We start from the raw sequence: 17,830 nt of genomic DNA on the forward strand, positions 1-17,830 counted from the left end.
GACCACGTTCACGCTCGGCGGCCCGACCCACGAGCTCGATTGCGAGTAGCGCGGCAGTTGGCGCGTCGTAGACCGCGTCCGACTACCTCGAAACCGGGATCCTCGGCGAGCCGCGACGCGAGCACCATCGTTAGCAGCGAATCCCAACCGAGCTCGAAGAAGTCGTCGTCGACGCCGATCCCATCGGTACTCAGCTCCTCCTCGACGAGGGCTATGATCCGTGCCTCGAGCGGATCAGTCGCGGGACGGTACGGCGTCGCCAGCTGGGGGCGCGGGTAGCGGCGAGTCCCGTGTGTGGAGGTCACTGGCGCCTCCGGCTTTGTCGCCACCAAATCGGTTAGTTCGATCGCAGCAGCTGCATCACCCGGCACCACCACCGCCTGCGCCTGCGAGCGACGGAGGTTCGACTTCGCCATCAGACCTGGTCCGAGTTGCACGAACACGGAGGTGCCGGAGTCGAGCGCGCTGCGCACAGCGGGAGCGAACAGCACTGTGCCACGCAACTGCTGGATCCAGTCGTCGATTGACGTCGCCTGCTCGGCCGTCACCCATGTGCCGGTCACACAGGAGATGTACGGACGCGAAGGAGCGTGACGGGTCACGCTAGCGACAATCTCGCCGTACTCGGCGAGCACGGAATCGAGCAGGCGGGAGTGAAACGCGTGCGTGACCTCGACCGGCAGTGTACCCACCCCGTACGCCCGCAACTTCGCCTTGACTGCGGCCAGCGCATCTATCCCGCCGGAGATCGCTCAAGGTCGCAACAAGTACGCGCTGGGGAAAGAGCTTCCAAGCCGGCTCTTCACTCAGATCAGATATTCGCCGCGCGCACATTCATCAGAATCCCCCCGGCCAACGGACACAAAGGGGCACCCCACAGTGAAACCCATGAACCTCGTGAATTGGCTCTGCGGCCTCATCGTGATGCCCGGTGAAACCTACCTGGATGGATTCGCCGGCTCCGGCGCGATCTCCGAAGGGATCATCCGGGCAGGGGGCCGCTTCCTGGCAATCGAACGCGCGCCCGAGTACGCCGAGTTAATCGAGTACCGCTTCGCAGCGTTGGACAGCACGGCAATTTAGTCACCTCCGCCACGCATCGACGCCGCCCACCGCGGCGTCAGAAAGCCGGCGACAGGCCATTCAGTCGTCGAGACCGGGGGCCTCAAGGACCTAGTCGATGGTGAACTGATCGCGCATCTTCTCGGCCGTATTTTGGTTGGCGAACATGCCGAGCTTCCAGAAGGCTTGTTCATAAGTATTTGCGGGTTCGGGTGCCACCTAATATTGCATTCGGGCGGGCCATCGGTATTGCCTTTGGGCGCGACTGCTTAGGCCGTAACCTGGCCGGCGGTGTGTTCTCTCATGTTGTGGCCGCAGTTCTCGACCCAGATGGTGTTGTTGTGCACGATGCGGTCCATGATCGCGTCGGCGTGAACCACGGAGCCGAGGCGCTGGCCCCTATCCCGTTGCGCGTATTGATTGCAAGACACCGTTGATGCCTGTTCGTAACGCCAGTCGAGGAGTTCAAGCAGCATGCTCCTGGTGCTTCCGTCGGGCTCATCTAAGAGCCACTCATCGATCACCAACAGCGAGAACGCCGGTGGCCCCCGAAAGCAATGTGAGTCGCCCCCGAGGAGCGCAATACTCAGCCCACGATTTGCTGCGATCCTCGTTCGTGCCGCCAGAAGGGAGCCGGCAGCTGCGCGATCTGACCCGCGCGCGGGCGAACCTCGTCTACGAACGCATCCCTGAGTGCGCCCGGATGGAGAAGGCGCTAGAGAGCTCCAACATCAAGCTACCCACCGTAGCCAGAACTCTGCACACCCAGTCCGCGCGCCGCATGCCCGTCCCCCTCGTCGCGGGCAAACGCGATCCACGCCTCCTCTTCTATCTGGCGCACCCATCGATGCCGACGAAATCGGCGCCGCTGGTGGGGCGCCGACCGTCCGCTTCACCGACCACCACCGCTTCAGGGTGAAGCTGCATCTGGAGCGCATCGACCGGAGCGAGCAGACGATCGCGGCTTTGGCTGTTGCACAATCTCGGAGGTTTCGAGGGACGTCGCTAATTTCGTAGTCACCCAAGCAGGTGCGGAAATGGGCGTGTTCGCCAGCTCGGGGCATCCCCTCTTCTGCGAGCCGACCCTCACGCCGCTTGAGGCTGCCTGATCCACTACCGCAGTCCGCTCCGCCACTGTTTTCTTAGTAGTGCATCTCCACGTACCGGTGGGCACTGTCGAACGGCTCACCGGTCAAGGGCAGTCGAAACTTCCGGAAAACCTGCAGCAGGTTCTTGCGGACCGTCCGTTTTCCTTCGTCTTTGACGGTCCAGCCTGGGTACGATACTTGCTTCACAATGCGGTCGATCTCCGCGACGATGTCACCGATGACAACCGGCACGTCTGCCGGTTTGTATTCCTCGAAGATCTGGGTGAGCGCGCCGAGGTGCGGGTTGGGCAGCAGGTCCAGACCAGTACCGCCGGCCTGGTCCTCGGCACGTTCTGCTTCCCGAAGATCCTTCGCGACAGTGAAGAGCTCCCGGAGGTACTCGATGGAGTCTTTGGCGCGGGCAAGCTCCGATTGCCGCAGTTTCTCCAACCGGTCGGAGATGCCGCGGAATACGGCATGGCCGCCGTTGGCACCGGCCATTCTCTTCCGGAGGCGAGTCTCGATGGAGTCGATGATGTCTTCGATCGGTTTGACGGTGAGGGGCTCATCATCCTCGTCGAGGATTCCAGCATCGATCAAATCCTGGACTGTCGTCGAGTCGGCTATCTGAACGGTGACCTTCGGATTCCGGACGCTAATGTCGGTGATGTTCGCGTAGACGAGGGCGACAGTTTTCGCGCCGACGCGGTCCCAGAGCAGGTTGGTGTCATCTGTCGGGGTAACCGCGTGGTAGACGCCGGCGAGCCAGCGGTACTCCTCCTGGAATTTGAGGAGGGCAGGATGCGGCGAGATAGTTTCCCACAGCGTCTGCACAAGCATGAATCCGAACGCGAAGTCGTCCCTCTTCTGCCCGATGGGCACGCGCTCAATAGCTGCGTAGAGGCCATCCATTGAACTGTCGGCACGGTTGAGTCCGTCGAACACCGCCAGAAGCTGGTCGATTTCACCAGCGAAAACGTCGAGCATGCTGTCAAGGTCGATTTCGCGTTGCTTGCGGTCCGGGTTGTTCGGTGTCATCGCGCGGGCGAAACCGTTGCCCAAACCGATGTAATCCACAACCAGACCGAACGCCTTCTTCTGCTTCGTCTCCGGATTCGACCACGGACGGTTGGTCCGAGTGATCGTCTGGAACAGGGTATGAAGCTTCATCGGCTTGTCTAGGTACAGGACGCCCTCGATCGGTGCGTTGAATCCGGTACCCAGCTTGCTGGTGACGATGAGGAATTTGAGTGGGTCGCCGAACTTCCGGAAACGACCGAGGAGCGATTCTTCCTGTGCTTCGTTGAGCCGGTACTGGTCCCAGGCTGCCGGGTCGTCTTTGCCGAGTCCACTCATGACCAGGGCGGCTTCGTCAGTGATTCCGCGCTCGGCCATGAGGATGGTGAGCTGTTCGAGGTAGGCGACGCACAGTGCGCGGTTGTAGACGACGACCTGCGCTTTCATCGCCAGCGGATCCACGGTCGAGTAGAAGTGGTCGAGGATATCCGAGCAGACCTCGCGGATACGCTCCGGGTTCGCGAGCAGGGTGGCGACGGTCGACAGGCGAGCAGCGACAGCTTCCATCTCACCGGCGTCGAGCTGTTCTGCCTCAGCCAGCGCCAAGTACTCCTGCTCGAGCTTCTCTTCGTCGATGGCGAATTCCACCATGCGGGATGAGACTCGCATCGGCACGGTGGTGCCGTCGGCGATGGAACGGTCGGAGTCGTAGGTGTTCAGGGCGTATCCGGGGTCGCCTTCGTAGCCGAACAGGGTGAAGGTGTTCCGATCCAGATCGGCAATAGGTGTACCGGTGAAACCGAAGAGGAAGGCGTTCGGCAGCGCTGCTCGCATCTGAGTGCCGAAGGTACCTTCCTGAGTCCGGTGCGCCTCGTCGACGAGGACGATGATGTTGGAGCTTTCAGAGAGCAGGCCGGCGTCTTTGAATTTGTGGATGGTGGTGAAGATGATTCCGCGCTGGTTGGATTTGAGCGCAGCCCTGAGGTCGGCGGAGGAGTCGGCTACGTCCAGTCGCTGCACGCCGGTGTCTCGAAACTGCGCGAAGGTCTGCCGGACCAGCTGAGTGCGGTCGGCGATGGCGACGATGGTCGGGTTCTTCAGTCGCGGATCATTGATGAGCCTGGCGGCCGCCCACGACATCGCCAGCGTCTTACCGGAACCCTGCGTGTGATAGATCAGGCCTTTGCGGGGTGTGCCGGTGACGACGCGATCGAGGATCGCTTCGACGGTCTCAACCTGGAAGTAGCGGGGGACAATTTTGATGACGGGCGCTGCAAGGTCATCGCCGTTACGCTCATAGACGGCGTAGTCGCGCAGCAACGAAAGGACGGTGCTCGGCGCGAGGAGCTGGTCGATCGAGAGCTTGACTCGCTCCCACCCGTTGAGGTTCGCGTCGGTGTCGGTACTCCCCCATTTCGCCCAGAAATCGAGCGGTGTGCGGATCCCTGCGTAGCGGAACTGGTGACCTTCGGAGGCGAAGGAGAACAGGTTCGGGACGAAGAAGTGGGGCCGTTCGATCTCGTAGACGTCGCGGATGTCTTTGGCGGCGTGGATCCAGCTCTTCTTATTGTTGACTGGCGTTTTTGTCTCGCCGACAATGAGCGGGATGCCGTTCACCCAGAGGACGATGTCGAAGCGTGCTTTACTGCCGGGCACGCCGAAGTTGACCTCGTCGGAGACGACGTAGGTGTTGTTGGCGGTGTCGGTGAAGTCGATGAGGTGGACCGGTTCGTCCTGACCGGTTTCCGGGAGCTGGATGCTTTGTCGGCCGCGGAGCCATGCGGTGAGTTGCTCATTCGCTGCCATCAGACCGTTTTCGCCGGCGGCGATGATGATGAGCCGGAGCCGGGTGATGATGTCGTCGACGAGGCTGAGGTTCCCGTTGAGGTATGGGTTCAGTCGCAGGATCGCGGCACTGAGGTCGCTTTCAACGAGGACGCTTTCAAGGGGACGGTCGAGTTCGGCGCCGGCGGTGTGAGTCCAACCTCCGGTGACGAGTTGGTCGACGATCGCCTGTTGAACTGTTGTTGCCTCTGAAAATGCCACTATGCACTGCCCCCCATGGCCACATCATACGATGATGGAATCTCGTGTTCCCGAGAGAGACATGCGGAGAGGAGATTGTTGCGGAGAGTCCGCATGTTCGAGCTCACCGACGCGGACTCAAAGTACGCATTTCGGTGCGCTTGAACGAGTTCTGAAAGTTCTAGTTGCGCTGCGACAGTGTTCGGCCACTGGATTCTCAGGGACTTAATGTCTCCTTGAGAGATATTTTTCATGGACCCGGAGGTACCTGTCCCTGCGCCAGCTAGTTGCCTGCGGACCAGATTCGACTGCATCGTGAAGGCAAGAGCTCGTGGATCGACGCCGGGGGCGGGCTGCAGTCGAAGCGTCTTGTCACAGAGAAACAGGTTTGGATAGTTTTGGTCAACGAAGCACACCATGCCAACGCGCTCTGCGGTGTTAGCCCTAGTGATGAGCACGTCATTAGCTTTGACAGACATTTCATCAGTAAAGATGGCCGCGTCTGAAATTGTCTTGGCCTCTTGGGGCCGGAATCCGGTTGGGCCGATGGCGCTTACCTTGAGTACTCCGAACTGACCTTCCATTGGAGGGTTATTCTCCGCCGTGGGGCTTTTCCCGGCCGTTATCTTTGTCAGCAGATTTGCGACGGTGGTTTCTGGTAATTCTGCGAGGAAGCGTTCCCTAGTCAGGGCCGATAAATTCAGCGCAGAAGTCGACAGGGCATCTGCCGCCTCAATCGCCTCGTCCAGCGCACGGATCAAATCAACGATGCGATTCTGCTCGGCAAGCGACGGAAGTCCAATCTCAATCGCCGAGAACGCCTTCCACGGCAAGCTACGACGCCGATTGATACTCCCCTGTGCATTTGCACGGTAGGTTTCGAGCATTGCCGGCTCGCGCAGCAGCCACTCGAAGAGCTGCGGGTTGTGACTCGTACCTTTCCAGCGGAGTGTCGTATACATGGGGCTGACGACCCCGGCATGGTTGAGCTTGTTCCTAGCGATGGAGCCCTCGTCGATATGGATGGTCGAATATGCCCAGCCGTCGACCGGAAGCACTTTATAGGTGTCCAGCTGAGCAGAGGCAATTCGCTTTCCAAAAAACGAGTCTGCCGGTATTACGCCGTCATACTTCGAGATCGAAAAGATAGTTGGCTCTTCGGTCTGTTCGCCAAGACGGGAGTTGTCAGGCTCGAAAACATCCCCGAGGTGGATTTGCTGCCATCCCTCACGCATCAAAACCCGCTGCTTTCAGCTTCACGTCGAGCGCGGCCTGAGCAGCTGCCAGTCGCTCTTGTGCTTCACGCATTAGGATTATTGCCTCCTCGACGTTCGCCTCGACGACTGTCTCGCTTTTAAGGTACCGGCCGATGTTTAGGTCGAACCTGTTCTGCTCGAGCTCTTCAAGTGCCACGAGCCGGGCGCCGATACGGCTATCAGCGTCGGCGGAAGACGGAGACCGGTAGGCGCGTCCGATGGCGTCGATGTCGTCGTCGTCCATCGTGTTCTGGTTCTTGCCCGGTCGGAACCGTGCCTTGCCATCGATGAAGAGAACGCCGCCCTTCCGTTCGATGGGCTTCGCCTTCCGGAAAATCAGAAGGCAGACAGGGATGCTTGTGGAATAGAAGAGGTTATTGGGGAGGCCGATGACAGCTTCGAGTAGGTCTGCGCGGATCAACTTCTCGCGAATCGCGGCTTCCTTGCCGCCGCGGAAGAGCGCACCGTGCGGCATGACGATGCCGGCGCGGCCGTCGCCGTCTTCCATTGTGGTTACGATGTGCTGGATCCAGGCGTAGTCGCCATTTTTGGCAGGCGGGACTTCGCCGCCGAATGCGCGGCCGAACTTGTCGTCAGCCCAGGCCTCTGCGCCCCAGTTCTGAAGGCTGAACGGTGGATTCGCTGCGACGACGGAGTACTTGCGAAGACCGCCGGTCTCGTTGAGAAGCTTAGGTTCGCTGAACGTATCGCCGCGGACGACCTGGAAGTCGGTAAGCCCGTGAAGGTAAAGGTTCATCTTCGCCATGGCGGCGGTGGTCAAATTGTATTCCTGGCCGTAGAGGCTAAGCGTGCGAGCGTCGCCACCAGATTCGTTGACGGCGTTGACAGTTTCAATGAGGATGCCAGCGGACCCACACGCGGGGTCACAGACGGAGTCGCCAGGCTGCGGGTCGAGGATGCTCACGAGGAGGTGGACGACGTGGCGAGGGGTGAAAAACTCACCCGCCTTCTTACCGCTTGCTTCAGCGAACTCCCGGAGCAGGTATTCGTAGGCGGCGCCGAGGGCATCCCCGGTGACGCTGGATGCGTTCAACGTGAGTTTGTCGAAGGAATCGAGAAGGTCGGTGAGTGCAGATTCAGGTAGACGTTCTTTGTTGCCCCAGTTGACGTCTCCGAATACCCCGTCGAGTTTGCCGAAGTTCGCTTCTTGGATGCGGAGTAGGGTTTTGCCGAGTTTGGAGCCGACGTTCGTGGCGGTGTCGATGACGTCATCCCAGTGGCAGTCGTCAGGGATGATGAACGCTTGGTATGTCGCCTCGATGTCGTCGGTGAGGTCGTCGCCGAAGTCGGCGACGGCTTGCGTGTGATTGTGCTCCCAACTGTCGCTGATCCATTTGAAGAACATGACGGGGAACACGAAGGACTTAAAGTCACCCGGGTCCACCGGCCCGCGGAGGGCGTTCGCGCCTGCCCACAGGGTGGCTTCCAGCTGGCGCTGGGTGATGTGGGTTGTATTGGTGGGGGCGAGCGTCACTTGTAGTTCCTCTTCTGGGGTGTAACGGGGTCGAGAAACCTCTGCGGCGTAGTGCCGAGCCCCACGCGCGGCCTTCGCCCCAAGTTCAGGATAGACGCCACACCGTCGCGAATGGCCAAACCGCCATCTCGGACGCGTCGGTATCGCTATCCGCCACCTCACCCATGACGGCTGGTCGCGCTCCGGTCGGACGTCCGACCGGAGCGCCAACTATGGACCTACCCCCACCCGCTAACCGAGGAGCACGTCTATCGCGGCCAAACGCGCGCGAAGTCGCAGCTGTTCGTCCATCAACGCGGTGGTGTTCGGCACGACCTGTTCCACAAATTCGTCTTGCTCGTGGCCGGCGGCTAGAGCGGCGACGCGCGGGACGCCGCGCACTTCGCGAACAGCTGAGTTCTCGCCGATGGTTGGGTACCCCATCGAGCCGGAAGACCGGCGGAACGAACCGCTGACGAGGATGACTTCTTGCCCCAGCCGGGGCTCTTCATCGCGCATCCTTCTCTCGAGGATGATGCGGCCGGCCAGAGTGACGGAGCGGTGGTTCGCGTACTGCGATGCGTCCACCCGGACTGCTACGAGGTCGGCTGCGGCGGCATCCGTTCCGTCTGTCCCGAACATCTCGCGCGCTAATTCGCGAACCCGCTGTTCATCGAGGGAGGCGAACACCCAGCATTTCGCTTCTGGCTTCCACCGTCCTCCAAGCTCCTTTGCCCTAGACGCCAGGCCCGGGTTGTAGGGGGCCGAGAGAGTGGCTGCGGTCGGGCTCGTCGTGATTATGATGTTCATTTCTTGTCCTTTGGGATTGCGCAGGGAGCTGGGATTGGATACGAGGGACATCTGTTCTCGGGCGTCTAGTACGCGCCGAGGCCAGCTGTGCGCCCGGTGCACCGCGTCCGTCGCTCAGTGGCCTGGTGTCGGTCGCCGGCAGCAGCCACCCATTCGTCGGTCATGACGGGCGCGTAGATACCTCCGCCCGAAAGGCCTTCGGCGATGGCCACTGCTAACGGAACATCGTGGACGGCGGGGGGACGTTGTTCTCGCCGATGGTCGGGCAGTTGCCCGGAGTGGACGGGCCGGTGAACGCACCGCTGCTGATGGTGACGTTGTCGCCGAGCGTTGGCGCACGGTCACGGCCATTTTGTTCGAGAACGACTTTGCCAGCGATAACGATGAGGCAAGAGTCGGCACGGTCACTGACATCGATGACCACGGTGACGGTCTCGGGAACGGACGGGATGGACCTGGACATGATTGGCCTTCATAGAGCATTAGGTTGACCTTGTGGGCGGTCAATTTGAGCGGTTGCCATTTGACTTCCGTGATGTCTCTATGCGTGGCAGTCCAAATCGGCTGGAATCCGCTAGTTCCCCGTCCCTATCGCGTGCCACTACAGACCGGACTCCTGCCAACTAGACCAGACAGGGCACCATGATTGTAGGAATAAGTTCGTCCAGCCCCAGCACTGTAATCAGTCGCGATGAACCCGCTCTTTTGCCGAGTCGGGCGGTTGCGGATCGCGCTTCGGGACGCCTTCCGCCAGAATCTCGGCCTGTAGATTCGGCGCTCCTACCCAGTCTCATAACTGACCTTGGGCACGGAGATCCGAACCGGGGTCCGCGAAAGCATCAGCTTCGTCAAAAACGCGACGCAGGATTGCCTGTCCTTAGAGCTCGCGGTCGGCTGCGGCCATCATTCGACGAATTGGCCCCGAGAGCAGGCTCTCGACGTGGGTCTCGGAGACAAGCGCCGTGAAGTTCTTCCAGATCTGCAGCCGCATGCGCTCTGGGGTCACGTTGTAGACCGCCGCCAGCGCGGTCTCGACGCTTTCGACAGCACCCGGTTGGCGGTGTCCTGCTGCACCCCGATCTCCGGAGGGATGGTCCGTCTCGGTGAGGATTCGATCGAGGGGGATGTCAGCCAGGTCAGCTGAGCGCGCGACGCCCGAAGCGTTCACTGAGAACCAGCACCCCAGATCAACGGCGCGCGCCGTTTGGGCTGGCGTGCCACGCCACCAGTGCAGGACAGCCCCCCGGACGGGTATTTCGGAGAGCGCGTCCAGGACATGGCGCGCAGCACCGCTGCTGTGGATCGAGGCGATTCGAGGTGTGTGGGATAGAGCTCTGAGGACCGCACGGAACGTCTGGTCTTGCAGGGCCATCGGTACTTTCGACCTGCCCTCGATGCCAATCTCGCTGACATAGGCAGTCGCGCCGAGCAGCGCAGAGAACTTCTCAGGATCAAAATCGCGCTGAGCAGCATCGACGCCTGGATGACATCCCACTCCCCACACTGTTACGGCGTCGTTTCGTTGCTGGGTCGAGACGAACTCCTGGAGGGAACGAGTCGCGACGAACACCACCGCGCCCAGTCGTTCGAGATCCCGTGCGGGAATCGTTGGCTTCACGTGCGCATGCATGTCAAGCGGCGGCAACGACGGGGTCATCTGAACAGGCCCCGCAGTTCGTCCACACCACGCAAGCACAGCGACCATGCGTCCTGCGCCCGGTAGCCGACGGGCAGGGACATAGCCATGACGTCTCGCGGACGCACGCCGCGGTACACGAAGTCGCGCACTGGTTCGACGATGCTCTTGCCGCGCACGAACTCATCGAACTGGCCAGTCGTGTCGTCCACCAGGTAGGTGGTCCTGTCGGGGATTGCGGCCGCGATGAATGAGGACCGTCGGACAAGGCAGCCAAAGCAGACCCCGCACGATGATCCTGCTGGCGCTCCGCTGTATCTGCCGTCGGTGTGCGAGCACGAGTTCGTGGCGCGGAGATACGTGGAGGCAGCGTCGACGCCGATCAGCCCCGCGAGACGGGTGAACATCTCCCCCTTGGTGATCTCCTCGAACGGGTTCTCGATAGATCCATGTCCGCCGACGCTCACCACCAGAGTGCTGAGACCGCGAAGGAATCGCGGGTGGGTCGTGTGGGTCGAGAGGCTTCCCCGGCGATCTGGGCCGAGCGGCGGGTTGAGGGACGCGAATCCGTTTTCCGGAATCCAAAGCGTGGAGTTGGCTCGTTCGGCCACCGCGAGTCCCAAGGCCAGAAACAAGAATGACCGCGATCGCGTTGAGGTCTCGCTACGAAACGCGGTGCGGTCAAGTCGCGTCCCGCCGCGACTCAGATGGAACTGGTGGTGAACCTGGTCTGTCCCTGCGGCGAGTGCCTCGATCGCGCCCACGAGGTCACGTTGGACAGGTGAGAGCGCAGTGAAGCTGAAATGCGACACAAGCGCTTGAGAACGCCCCACACCAAGCTCCAACGCCGACACTAGTGCACCCAAGGCAGAGTCGGCGCCGCCACTGAGGAGCACGGTCCTGTCGTGATGCTGTTCCTCGATCGGGAGAGTCTGAGACGAAGTGGCAGGCGCCTGGTCAAAGCTAAATTTCCAGTAATCTCCGGTGAGGAAACCCACCAGGGCGGACAGCTCGTCAGCATGACGATCCCAGACATCGGGTGCCCCGACCTCGACGGTGAGGTCGAGGTCTCTCGCGTTCCAGCTCGACCCCTTACCCTCACGGAGCACCGATCGATCGGCGGCCAGGACGGCCAACGCGATGCGAACGAGGTCGATGTTGGCGGGATTGACTGCCCCGAGCTCGGATAGGTACGGGTCGGTGGAGCCGGTGAAGGTCGTTCGGCCGCTCGCGGTCCAGAGGAAAACCTCGTCGTAAGTGCCCGCTGCGAGGGCGGCATCCGCAGTGACCTCGGAGAGCGTCAGAAGGTGCCGGGTCATGGCGTGACTCCAAAGATGATGCCGATATCTCGAATCCCTGTCTCGATCGCCGTTGCCATCTCGTGTTCGGTGGCCCCGGTCGAACTCAGATCGGCCTGCGCTGCGTACTCGGCGGCCACATCTAAAATCTGCCGCTCCAGGTTTCGACGATCCTCATGTGTGAGACCGTCATTTTCATACATTGTGGAGGCGGCCTCGGTGAGCGCGACCTCCGCGATCGTTGTTTCGATTGTCTTGCGGACGACGTCCTCAGGGCTGGGCGGACGATCCGCGGGGTGCTCCAGAATCCAGGACACGACTTCCGCAACGATGTCGCGCTCCTCAGCATCTGCGAGGGTACTGTCGGACTGTGCTTCAAACGCGGCCTCGACTATTCTGATGCCAATAGCGACCGGGTCGCCGAGCGCCTGGAGTTCGTCATAATTCAGACCGGCACGTTGCAGCGTCGCACGGTCACCAGAGGAATAGGCGAGCGCAAGATGTCCGGCACGGCTTGCAGCGCGAGATATTCGACCGACCGAGCGCGTCACTCCCCCGGACGATCGACCGCCGCCTCCGCCGCCAGCTGAACCGCTGGCCCCACCGCCGGGTCCGTCACCGCCGCCACCTCGAGATCGGAATAGGAGGCGCACCGCGGGGCCGAGATCGACCGGCGGGCGAACCCCGTCGGTCGGTGAGCCCTGTGGGTCAGACGCCGAACCGTCAGCATTCCCATCTGTCGCTGCGTCGTCGGAACCGTCGCCGTCCAACCATCCGGCAATGTTGTCGCGAAGATCCTTCGCGTCTTTGCCTCCGCTTCCCCCGAATGAACCGCTAGTGCCCATTGCCAGCCCATTCCTTCTCCACGACGCCAATTGCACCCAGGACTACCTTGTCCTCGACCGAAGGCCTCCATGATTCGATGACCGGTCGATACAGCGCGGGGTCGAGCGGCCGAAGCTTCACGACAGTGGCTGTCTCAATGTCGACACCGCGCACCGACCTCAGTGCCGCAACCACGTCCGTCTGGATGGCAGGCTGACAGGCCGCGATACGAATGAGACTCTCGACTGAGAACTTCTGGATTGACGGCTGGTCTCGAGTGCGCCGACCGAGGTAAGTGACGAGCATCTGTGCATCCGTCTCGGGAAGGGCCTTAAGTGCGTCGTCCGTGATTCCGGAACGATCGAGCTTCAGTGATGAGGTCAGGCCGGATGCGAGGTCACGCAGATGTTCTGGCAGCCCAGTGTCGATAACCTCGATCTTCGCGAATGAGGCAGCGAGATAGAGATACCCGGAGATGGCCGTGGCATCGAGCGCCGGCGGTAGTTTGGCCCAGCGTCGGAGGGTGTCTGTGAATGCGTCTTCCGTATGAGCGACTGCTGCGGGGCTCTCCTTCAAGACGACCGCGCTCTTCTTGCCTGCCGGCGCTGGCTTCTCCCTGGCGGCTTCCTCCTCTTTCTGCGCACCGGGGCCGTTGGCGGCCAGCTCAAGTGCCTCCAACTTGTCGCGAAGCTGGTTCGACGCGAGCCAGTCGAGCACCCGGCGGAAGTCTTCGGTCAGGATGCGCTCAAGCACCATGAGCTTGGCGACCTCATCAGGTTTCAGCTCGAACCCGCGGCGCCTTGCGATACTCTGCCGCACGTTCAGGTCGTTGAGGAATCGCTTGATCCGTCGAGGATTGCCATGGAACTTCTCGTAGAGAATAGGGGTGAGCCGGGCCGCCGTGAGGACGTGGTCCCCGAAGGCGTTTCCGTCAGGAAGGACGAGATCGTCGAGGCTGCCGCTCGTGAGCCGGAGCTCATCGCACTGGGTCACAAGCGTCGCGTGCTGTTGCTCGTCGACGGCGGACCTCGTGAGCAGAAGAAAGAGGTAGGCCTCAGTATCGAATCGACTCAACGCCGGCACAGGAATGGTTGTCTGCACGATCTTGTGCAGGTAAAGCTTGGCCGGGTTCTCATCGTCGGGGCCGCCAGCCGCAGTTTTGAATTTCTGTTGTATGGCTTCGGACACGCGGTCCTCGTCCGCAGCGATGACGAACGACATGCCCTTCGCTGACAGGAACAAGCGGATCGCCTCAAGGGTTTCGATGACGGTGTCCGGGAGACAGCGATCGAGGTCGTCGACAAGCACCACGATCCGGGTGATGTGCTCAAGCGCCGGATCGGCGAGCAGGGCCTGGAACTCCTCCCGAAAGCCGGCCATGCCCTTGTCTCCCTCAAGGCTCTCCGGGTCATCGCTGACAAGGTTGAGCACGTCGTCGAAGTTGGGGAGCTGCATCGTGATCGCAGTACGCGCTGCCATCTTCACGGCCTTGGACCAGTTGACCTTCTTGACGAGCTTCTTGAATGCGTCGAGCCCGAGCTTCCCGACGGGGTCTGACTCCGCAAACTCGCCACCCAGCGCACCGAGGACCTCTGCGATCAGGCTTTCTTTGGGCCCGACCGCGGGGTCGTAGCGCCACGGTTGTGTGCTGACGACGAGGACCTTGCCCGGAAATCCCTCGGAGCGGACCTTGATCTCGTCTACGAGGAGCTCAAGCACGCTGGTCTTCCCACTCCCCCAAGCGCCAGACAGCCCGATCGCTATTGGGTCAAGGTCATCCTCGAAGATGGCATCCGCGACTGTCTCGGCCACCGCGCGAAACGCAAGCAGATCCTTCGTGGCCGGCTCATCGGACCAAAGAGGGAACGTGCTCGCTTCTGCTGATCCGAATGTTGTCTTCATATACCCCTGATTATGACAGCGAGTGCCAATACGTCGGGCCCCACGATGTCGAAACAGGCAAGGCGTTATCAGAATGGTTCTGAACGAACTACTTGCGCAGTCCTGCTCCCGCGGCGATCCCCGCCAACGACGGGGAAGGACGCTCTGAACGAGCAGTAGTCGCTCGGCGAAAGTATGCACTGTGTGGTCGTCCCCTTGGAGTGACTGTCACCTGGTGGGTGCACGCGCCACGGATTGCTCACTGCCAGACGGTGTAGCCGGCACCTCAAAGCAGGAGCCGATCAAGGGGGTGCTCAACCACGCCGTCCGTGGTGATGAGCAGTGCGAATCGCGGATTCGAATAGTGTTGCTCGCCCGCTCCACAGGTGGTGCTAAGGGAAGCAAATATTCATTGCTTCGCCCATTTGTCCGGGATGCTCACGGTGCGCGATCGCGCACTAGTGAGATGACTATGCCTGGCGCTCGTTCCCGCGGCGTCCCACCGCTTTTCGCAGTCGTCTAGAGCCCGGCTGAACGCGATGTGCGTCATCAACTCCTCGCGGACGGTCACCGGTGCGCAGATGACGGCGATCTCCAGCGCTGCCGTCATCCCTCCCGCGGCGGAGCCCCGGGGTCCTTCCGAGCCGAGCAGCTCAGGACGGGTTGAATCCCTTACCGAACACGGGTAGCTTAGGCCCCCTATGCGGTTGGCAGCCACGCGACCACGTTCTCAATTTCGGTATGACGATCGACCAGTTCCGCGCCGACATGCTGACAAGTGCCCAGGAAGACAAGGTTCTCGCCTACCTAGGCGATACACTCGACCGCGGAATCGATCTGAGCCAGGTCACTTTGCCGGTCCACCGGCGCCGCAAAGAACGTGGCCGCTAACCGTTCAGGGGTGTCTAAAGCCGCCATGGCTCGACACCGCGCACCGCGGCGACAAACCGCACCCACCGGATCCTGCGTCGCAACCGGTCCCGGTCCGGGTATCGCGTTTTGAGCTCGCCCTCATAGTGTGATCTGCGCGAGTACCAAGGGGCGATCGAGCAGGCCCAGCAATTCTGCCAGGCAGCGGTCGACCCGCGGAGCATGAACAGCCCGCAGCGCTCACAGTAGAGAGGTTGTTCCATATCTTCTACATGCGCGGGCCACCGTCAGTTCTGGCCGCGGCGCACCCGTGCCCAGACCCGGCGCAACCGCCGCGCCGCACTCATCCACCGACCGCGCAGCCAGCCAAGCCTGCGCTCGATCTCAAGGCGGACTGCATGCCGCCGGCCCGGTTCGCGGTCGCGGTCGTACCAACCGGGTTCAACGATTTCACGCCAGCAAATGCCGAGGAGCATGGGGTAGCCGCAGCGGCGGCAGTGACCGCCGAGACGCTCGATCCGGGTGACCGTGGAGGATCGGTGAGTTGTTGCACCGTAAAGATATGAGCCGTCGGAGACGACGAGCTCGAAAGTTGCGCCAAGCTTCACCAGGCCAAGCTGGCGGAGGCGTACGAATCTGCCGTCATAGGCGGCGTCCACGGAGCCTGGAGCCGGGGTACGCCGCCAGTACATCGACTCGTATGTCTGGAACTCGTGCTGGGTCTTGTTCTCGGTCATGATCAGCCATCGGCCCGGCCGGTCCATCGTCTCGTGTAACTCAGGTTTGCTCATGGTTGCTACATGCGCGGTTCGACTCGGTGGACGGTCCGTGGGCCGTCCCGCGCATGTACTGGGCATGAGCCAACAAGCCCCCAAGTTCTGGATGACCGGCGATCTGACCAATGACGAGCTGCGCCTCGCTGATTCGCCTGGCGGACTGCTCGCTTCACTGATCGATGGTTACGGGCTACTGCCACTGATCCCGGAGACGGAAGCCGAGCAGACCTCTCTGTACAAGGAGTGGCTCGAGATACGGCTGCACGATCGCTACGCCTACGCCTGTGAGATTGCCGAGACCCTGCAAGCCCGAGAGCTTGCGGCCGCCACGCGAGAAGGCACCTGGAGTCTGGAGGCGGAGACTGACGAAAACATTGACAGGCTGTATTGCCGGCGGTTCTACGTTCCGGATAGCACCCCGTGGCCGGCGGGGTCAGTGCGCCTGTTCCTAGTCCACCCCGTACTGGAGGGTCTGGAGTGGGAGCCGCCGGCGCCGAGCCGGAGCCTCGTGATCATCGACCCTCGGACGGAAGTGGATCTGTTGCGTGGGCTCGAGGCGTGCGGTGGGCTCACCTCAGCTGGACGGCTCGACCTTCGCAGTCGATATAAGCACCCGATGGGGCTGTGAACGCCAGTCCTCGACGGCGTTTGGGGGTACGCCGCGCATGTACTGTGTATGAAATCCGCTAGCACCACCTCAGCCCACATGCCCATCACCCTCTCCGCGTGGGCTCTGCGCCAGCTCTCCGTGGCACCGCCTCTCTCGGAGGGCCAGCGCTCACTGTTGAGTGCAGCCTTCAAGAGCACGCCGGCCATCGTCTCCGCCGGACGCGAAGCCGCCTAGTCTCTCTATCCAACGCCCCCGGCCACCACAGCTGGGGGCGTTTCTGTGTCAACGGCCCTGCCGATCAAAAATTGCATCACAATTTGGTGTTGGTTGGCACGAGCATCGCGACTTCTTTCTTGCCGGCCATCTCAAGCAGCGTGCGCTTGGTCTGATCCCGGGAATCCTGCGCTTGCGCCCGCAACACCTCGGCCAGTGGTGACCCCCGATCCAGGGCCCCGGTGACCTGGTCGACGAACCGGGTCACTTCCGGCAACTGGATGCTCCGCGCCAGTGACTGCAACGCCGTCCCGATCGGAACCCCGGTATGCACGTCGGCGATCACACCGGCGAATTCTCTCGACAGCTCCCCCGAACTCGTGTGCGAGACCCGTCGGATCGAATCGAGGATGCCTTCCCCGGCCGACAGCGACAGGGTGAGGAATTCAAGAATGGTCGGCAGCTCGCTGCGCATGCGGGCCAATCGTGCGCTGGCTGCCCGCTGAAGCAGCCAGTCCCGCAGCATAGCGCCGCCGACCGCGGCCACGAACGGCACCACCAGGCGGGCGGGCAGGAGAAGCTCGGGCAGGGCAACGATGGTGATAACCGTTCCGGCAGCAAAGGCCAACAACGCCCAGACGAGTTGCAGCGAGCGAAACTCCTCGACGGTCTTCACCGACCCCGCCTGATTCAGACGCCGCGTAATGGTGTCGCTGCCGCCGAGAAGACTCGACAACCCACGGGTGAGCGCGCCGAACAGCGGCGAGAACAGGCTGCCCAGCACGGGAATCGGGTGCACCGTTCGCCGGGCGACGATGCGGCGTGCTTCCGGGGAAATATCGAGGATGTATGGCACCACCCGATCAATCAGGCGGGGCCGGGTCAGCCGCGGCGTCAGGCTCACGAGCGACCACAACCCCAGGCCGAGGCCGGTTCCGCACAGCACGGCCCAGCCCAGTGCCGCGCTCATTGGCGGCACCACTGCCGTT

At 61.9% G+C, this 17,830-nt stretch carries 16 protein-coding genes and 1 pseudogene; 4 read left to right on the forward strand and 13 right to left on the reverse strand.

Features of this window, described 5'->3' with window-relative positions:
• Positions 1 to 8 precede the first annotated feature (8 nt).
• A complete protein-coding gene (locus tag IWX77_RS10820) occupies positions 9 to 749 on the reverse strand; it encodes an acyltransferase domain-containing protein (protein ID WP_327012173.1) in 741 nt (246 codons plus the stop codon).
• Between IWX77_RS10820 and IWX77_RS10825 the strand changes: the two genes are divergently transcribed.
• Positions 667 to 1,083, forward strand: coding sequence for a DNA methyltransferase (locus IWX77_RS10825; RefSeq protein ID WP_196844524.1), 417 nt, complete (start codon positions 667 to 669; stop codon positions 1,081 to 1,083). The two genes, IWX77_RS10820 and IWX77_RS10825, sit on opposite strands and share 83 nt — an antisense overlap.
• A gap of 248 nt (positions 1,084 to 1,331) precedes the next feature.
• On the opposite strand, the pseudogene IWX77_RS17170 reads toward IWX77_RS10825, so the two are convergent.
• From IWX77_RS17170 to IWX77_RS10875, 10 genes and pseudogenes are all read right to left on the reverse strand, one after another.
• Positions 1,332 to 1,601, reverse strand: a pseudogene (locus tag IWX77_RS17170) (ATP-binding protein); the annotation flags it as partial.
• A 603-nt stretch (positions 1,602 to 2,204) separates the two neighbouring features.
• Positions 2,205 to 5,213: a type I restriction endonuclease subunit R gene (locus tag IWX77_RS10835; RefSeq protein ID WP_327012167.1), complete on the reverse strand. Its 3,009-nt coding sequence runs from the start codon at positions 5,211 to 5,213 to the stop codon at positions 2,205 to 2,207.
• Entirely contained in the window at positions 5,213 to 6,430 is a 1,218-nt protein-coding gene (locus IWX77_RS10840) for a restriction endonuclease subunit S (RefSeq protein ID WP_196844525.1), read from the reverse strand. The genes IWX77_RS10835 and IWX77_RS10840 overlap by 1 nt, the downstream gene beginning before the upstream one ends.
• Positions 6,420 to 7,943, reverse strand: coding sequence for a type I restriction-modification system subunit M (locus IWX77_RS10845; RefSeq protein ID WP_196844526.1), 1,524 nt, complete (start codon positions 7,941 to 7,943; stop codon positions 6,420 to 6,422). The genes IWX77_RS10840 and IWX77_RS10845 overlap by 11 nt, the downstream gene beginning before the upstream one ends.
• 231 nt (positions 7,944 to 8,174) lie before the next feature.
• A complete protein-coding gene (locus IWX77_RS10850) occupies positions 8,175 to 8,732 on the reverse strand; it encodes a hypothetical protein (RefSeq protein WP_196844527.1) in 558 nt (185 codons plus the stop codon).
• A 214-nt stretch (positions 8,733 to 8,946) separates the two neighbouring features.
• On the reverse strand, positions 8,947 to 9,195 hold the full coding sequence (locus IWX77_RS10855) for a hypothetical protein (RefSeq protein ID WP_196844528.1): 249 nt from the start codon (positions 9,193 to 9,195) through the stop codon (positions 8,947 to 8,949).
• 414 nt (positions 9,196 to 9,609) lie between these two features.
• Positions 9,610 to 10,389, reverse strand: coding sequence for a TatD family hydrolase (locus tag IWX77_RS10860; RefSeq protein ID WP_196844529.1), 780 nt, complete (start codon positions 10,387 to 10,389; stop codon positions 9,610 to 9,612).
• A complete protein-coding gene (locus tag IWX77_RS10865) occupies positions 10,386 to 11,687 on the reverse strand; it encodes a hypothetical protein (protein WP_196844530.1) in 1,302 nt (433 codons plus the stop codon). Before IWX77_RS10865 ends, IWX77_RS10860 begins: the two co-directional genes overlap by 4 nt.
• Positions 11,684 to 12,217 (reverse strand): hypothetical protein, encoded by a 534-nt coding sequence (locus tag IWX77_RS10870; RefSeq protein WP_196844531.1) that lies wholly within the window; start codon positions 12,215 to 12,217, stop codon positions 11,684 to 11,686. Before IWX77_RS10870 ends, IWX77_RS10865 begins: the two co-directional genes overlap by 4 nt.
• A 283-nt stretch (positions 12,218 to 12,500) precedes the next feature.
• Positions 12,501 to 14,393, reverse strand: coding sequence for a KAP family P-loop NTPase fold protein (locus IWX77_RS10875; protein WP_196844532.1), 1,893 nt, complete (start codon positions 14,391 to 14,393; stop codon positions 12,501 to 12,503).
• 720 nt (positions 14,394 to 15,113) lie between these two features.
• Between IWX77_RS10875 and IWX77_RS10880 the strand changes: the two genes are divergently transcribed.
• The gene (locus IWX77_RS10880) at positions 15,114 to 15,263 is read left to right on the forward strand and encodes a hypothetical protein (protein WP_196844533.1); all 150 of its coding nucleotides are present in this window, start codon (positions 15,114 to 15,116) and stop codon (positions 15,261 to 15,263) included.
• Between the two features lie 266 nt (positions 15,264 to 15,529).
• Here IWX77_RS10880 and IWX77_RS10885 read toward each other — a convergent pair whose 3' ends face one another.
• On the reverse strand, positions 15,530 to 16,033 hold the full coding sequence (locus IWX77_RS10885) for a hypothetical protein (RefSeq protein WP_196844534.1): 504 nt from the start codon (positions 16,031 to 16,033) through the stop codon (positions 15,530 to 15,532).
• Positions 16,034 to 16,097: 64 nt separating this feature from the next.
• Between IWX77_RS10885 and IWX77_RS10890 the strand changes: the two genes are divergently transcribed.
• On the forward strand, positions 16,098 to 16,646 hold the full coding sequence (locus tag IWX77_RS10890; protein ID WP_196844535.1) for a hypothetical protein: 549 nt from the start codon (positions 16,098 to 16,100) through the stop codon (positions 16,644 to 16,646).
• Between the two features lie 78 nt (positions 16,647 to 16,724).
• A complete protein-coding gene (locus IWX77_RS10895) occupies positions 16,725 to 16,862 on the forward strand; it encodes a hypothetical protein (protein ID WP_196844536.1) in 138 nt (45 codons plus the stop codon).
• Positions 16,863 to 16,938: 76 nt separating this feature from the next.
• Here IWX77_RS10895 and IWX77_RS10900 read toward each other — a convergent pair whose 3' ends face one another.
• Complete coding sequence (locus IWX77_RS10900) at positions 16,939 to 17,811, reverse strand: type II secretion system F family protein (protein WP_196844537.1); 873 nt, start codon at positions 17,809 to 17,811, stop codon at positions 16,939 to 16,941.
• Between the last annotated feature and the right edge of the window lie 19 nt (positions 17,812 to 17,830).

The organism is Cryobacterium sp. CAN_C2 (assembly GCF_015751745.1).
Lineage (GTDB): Bacteria > Actinomycetota > Actinomycetes > Actinomycetales > Microbacteriaceae > Cryobacterium.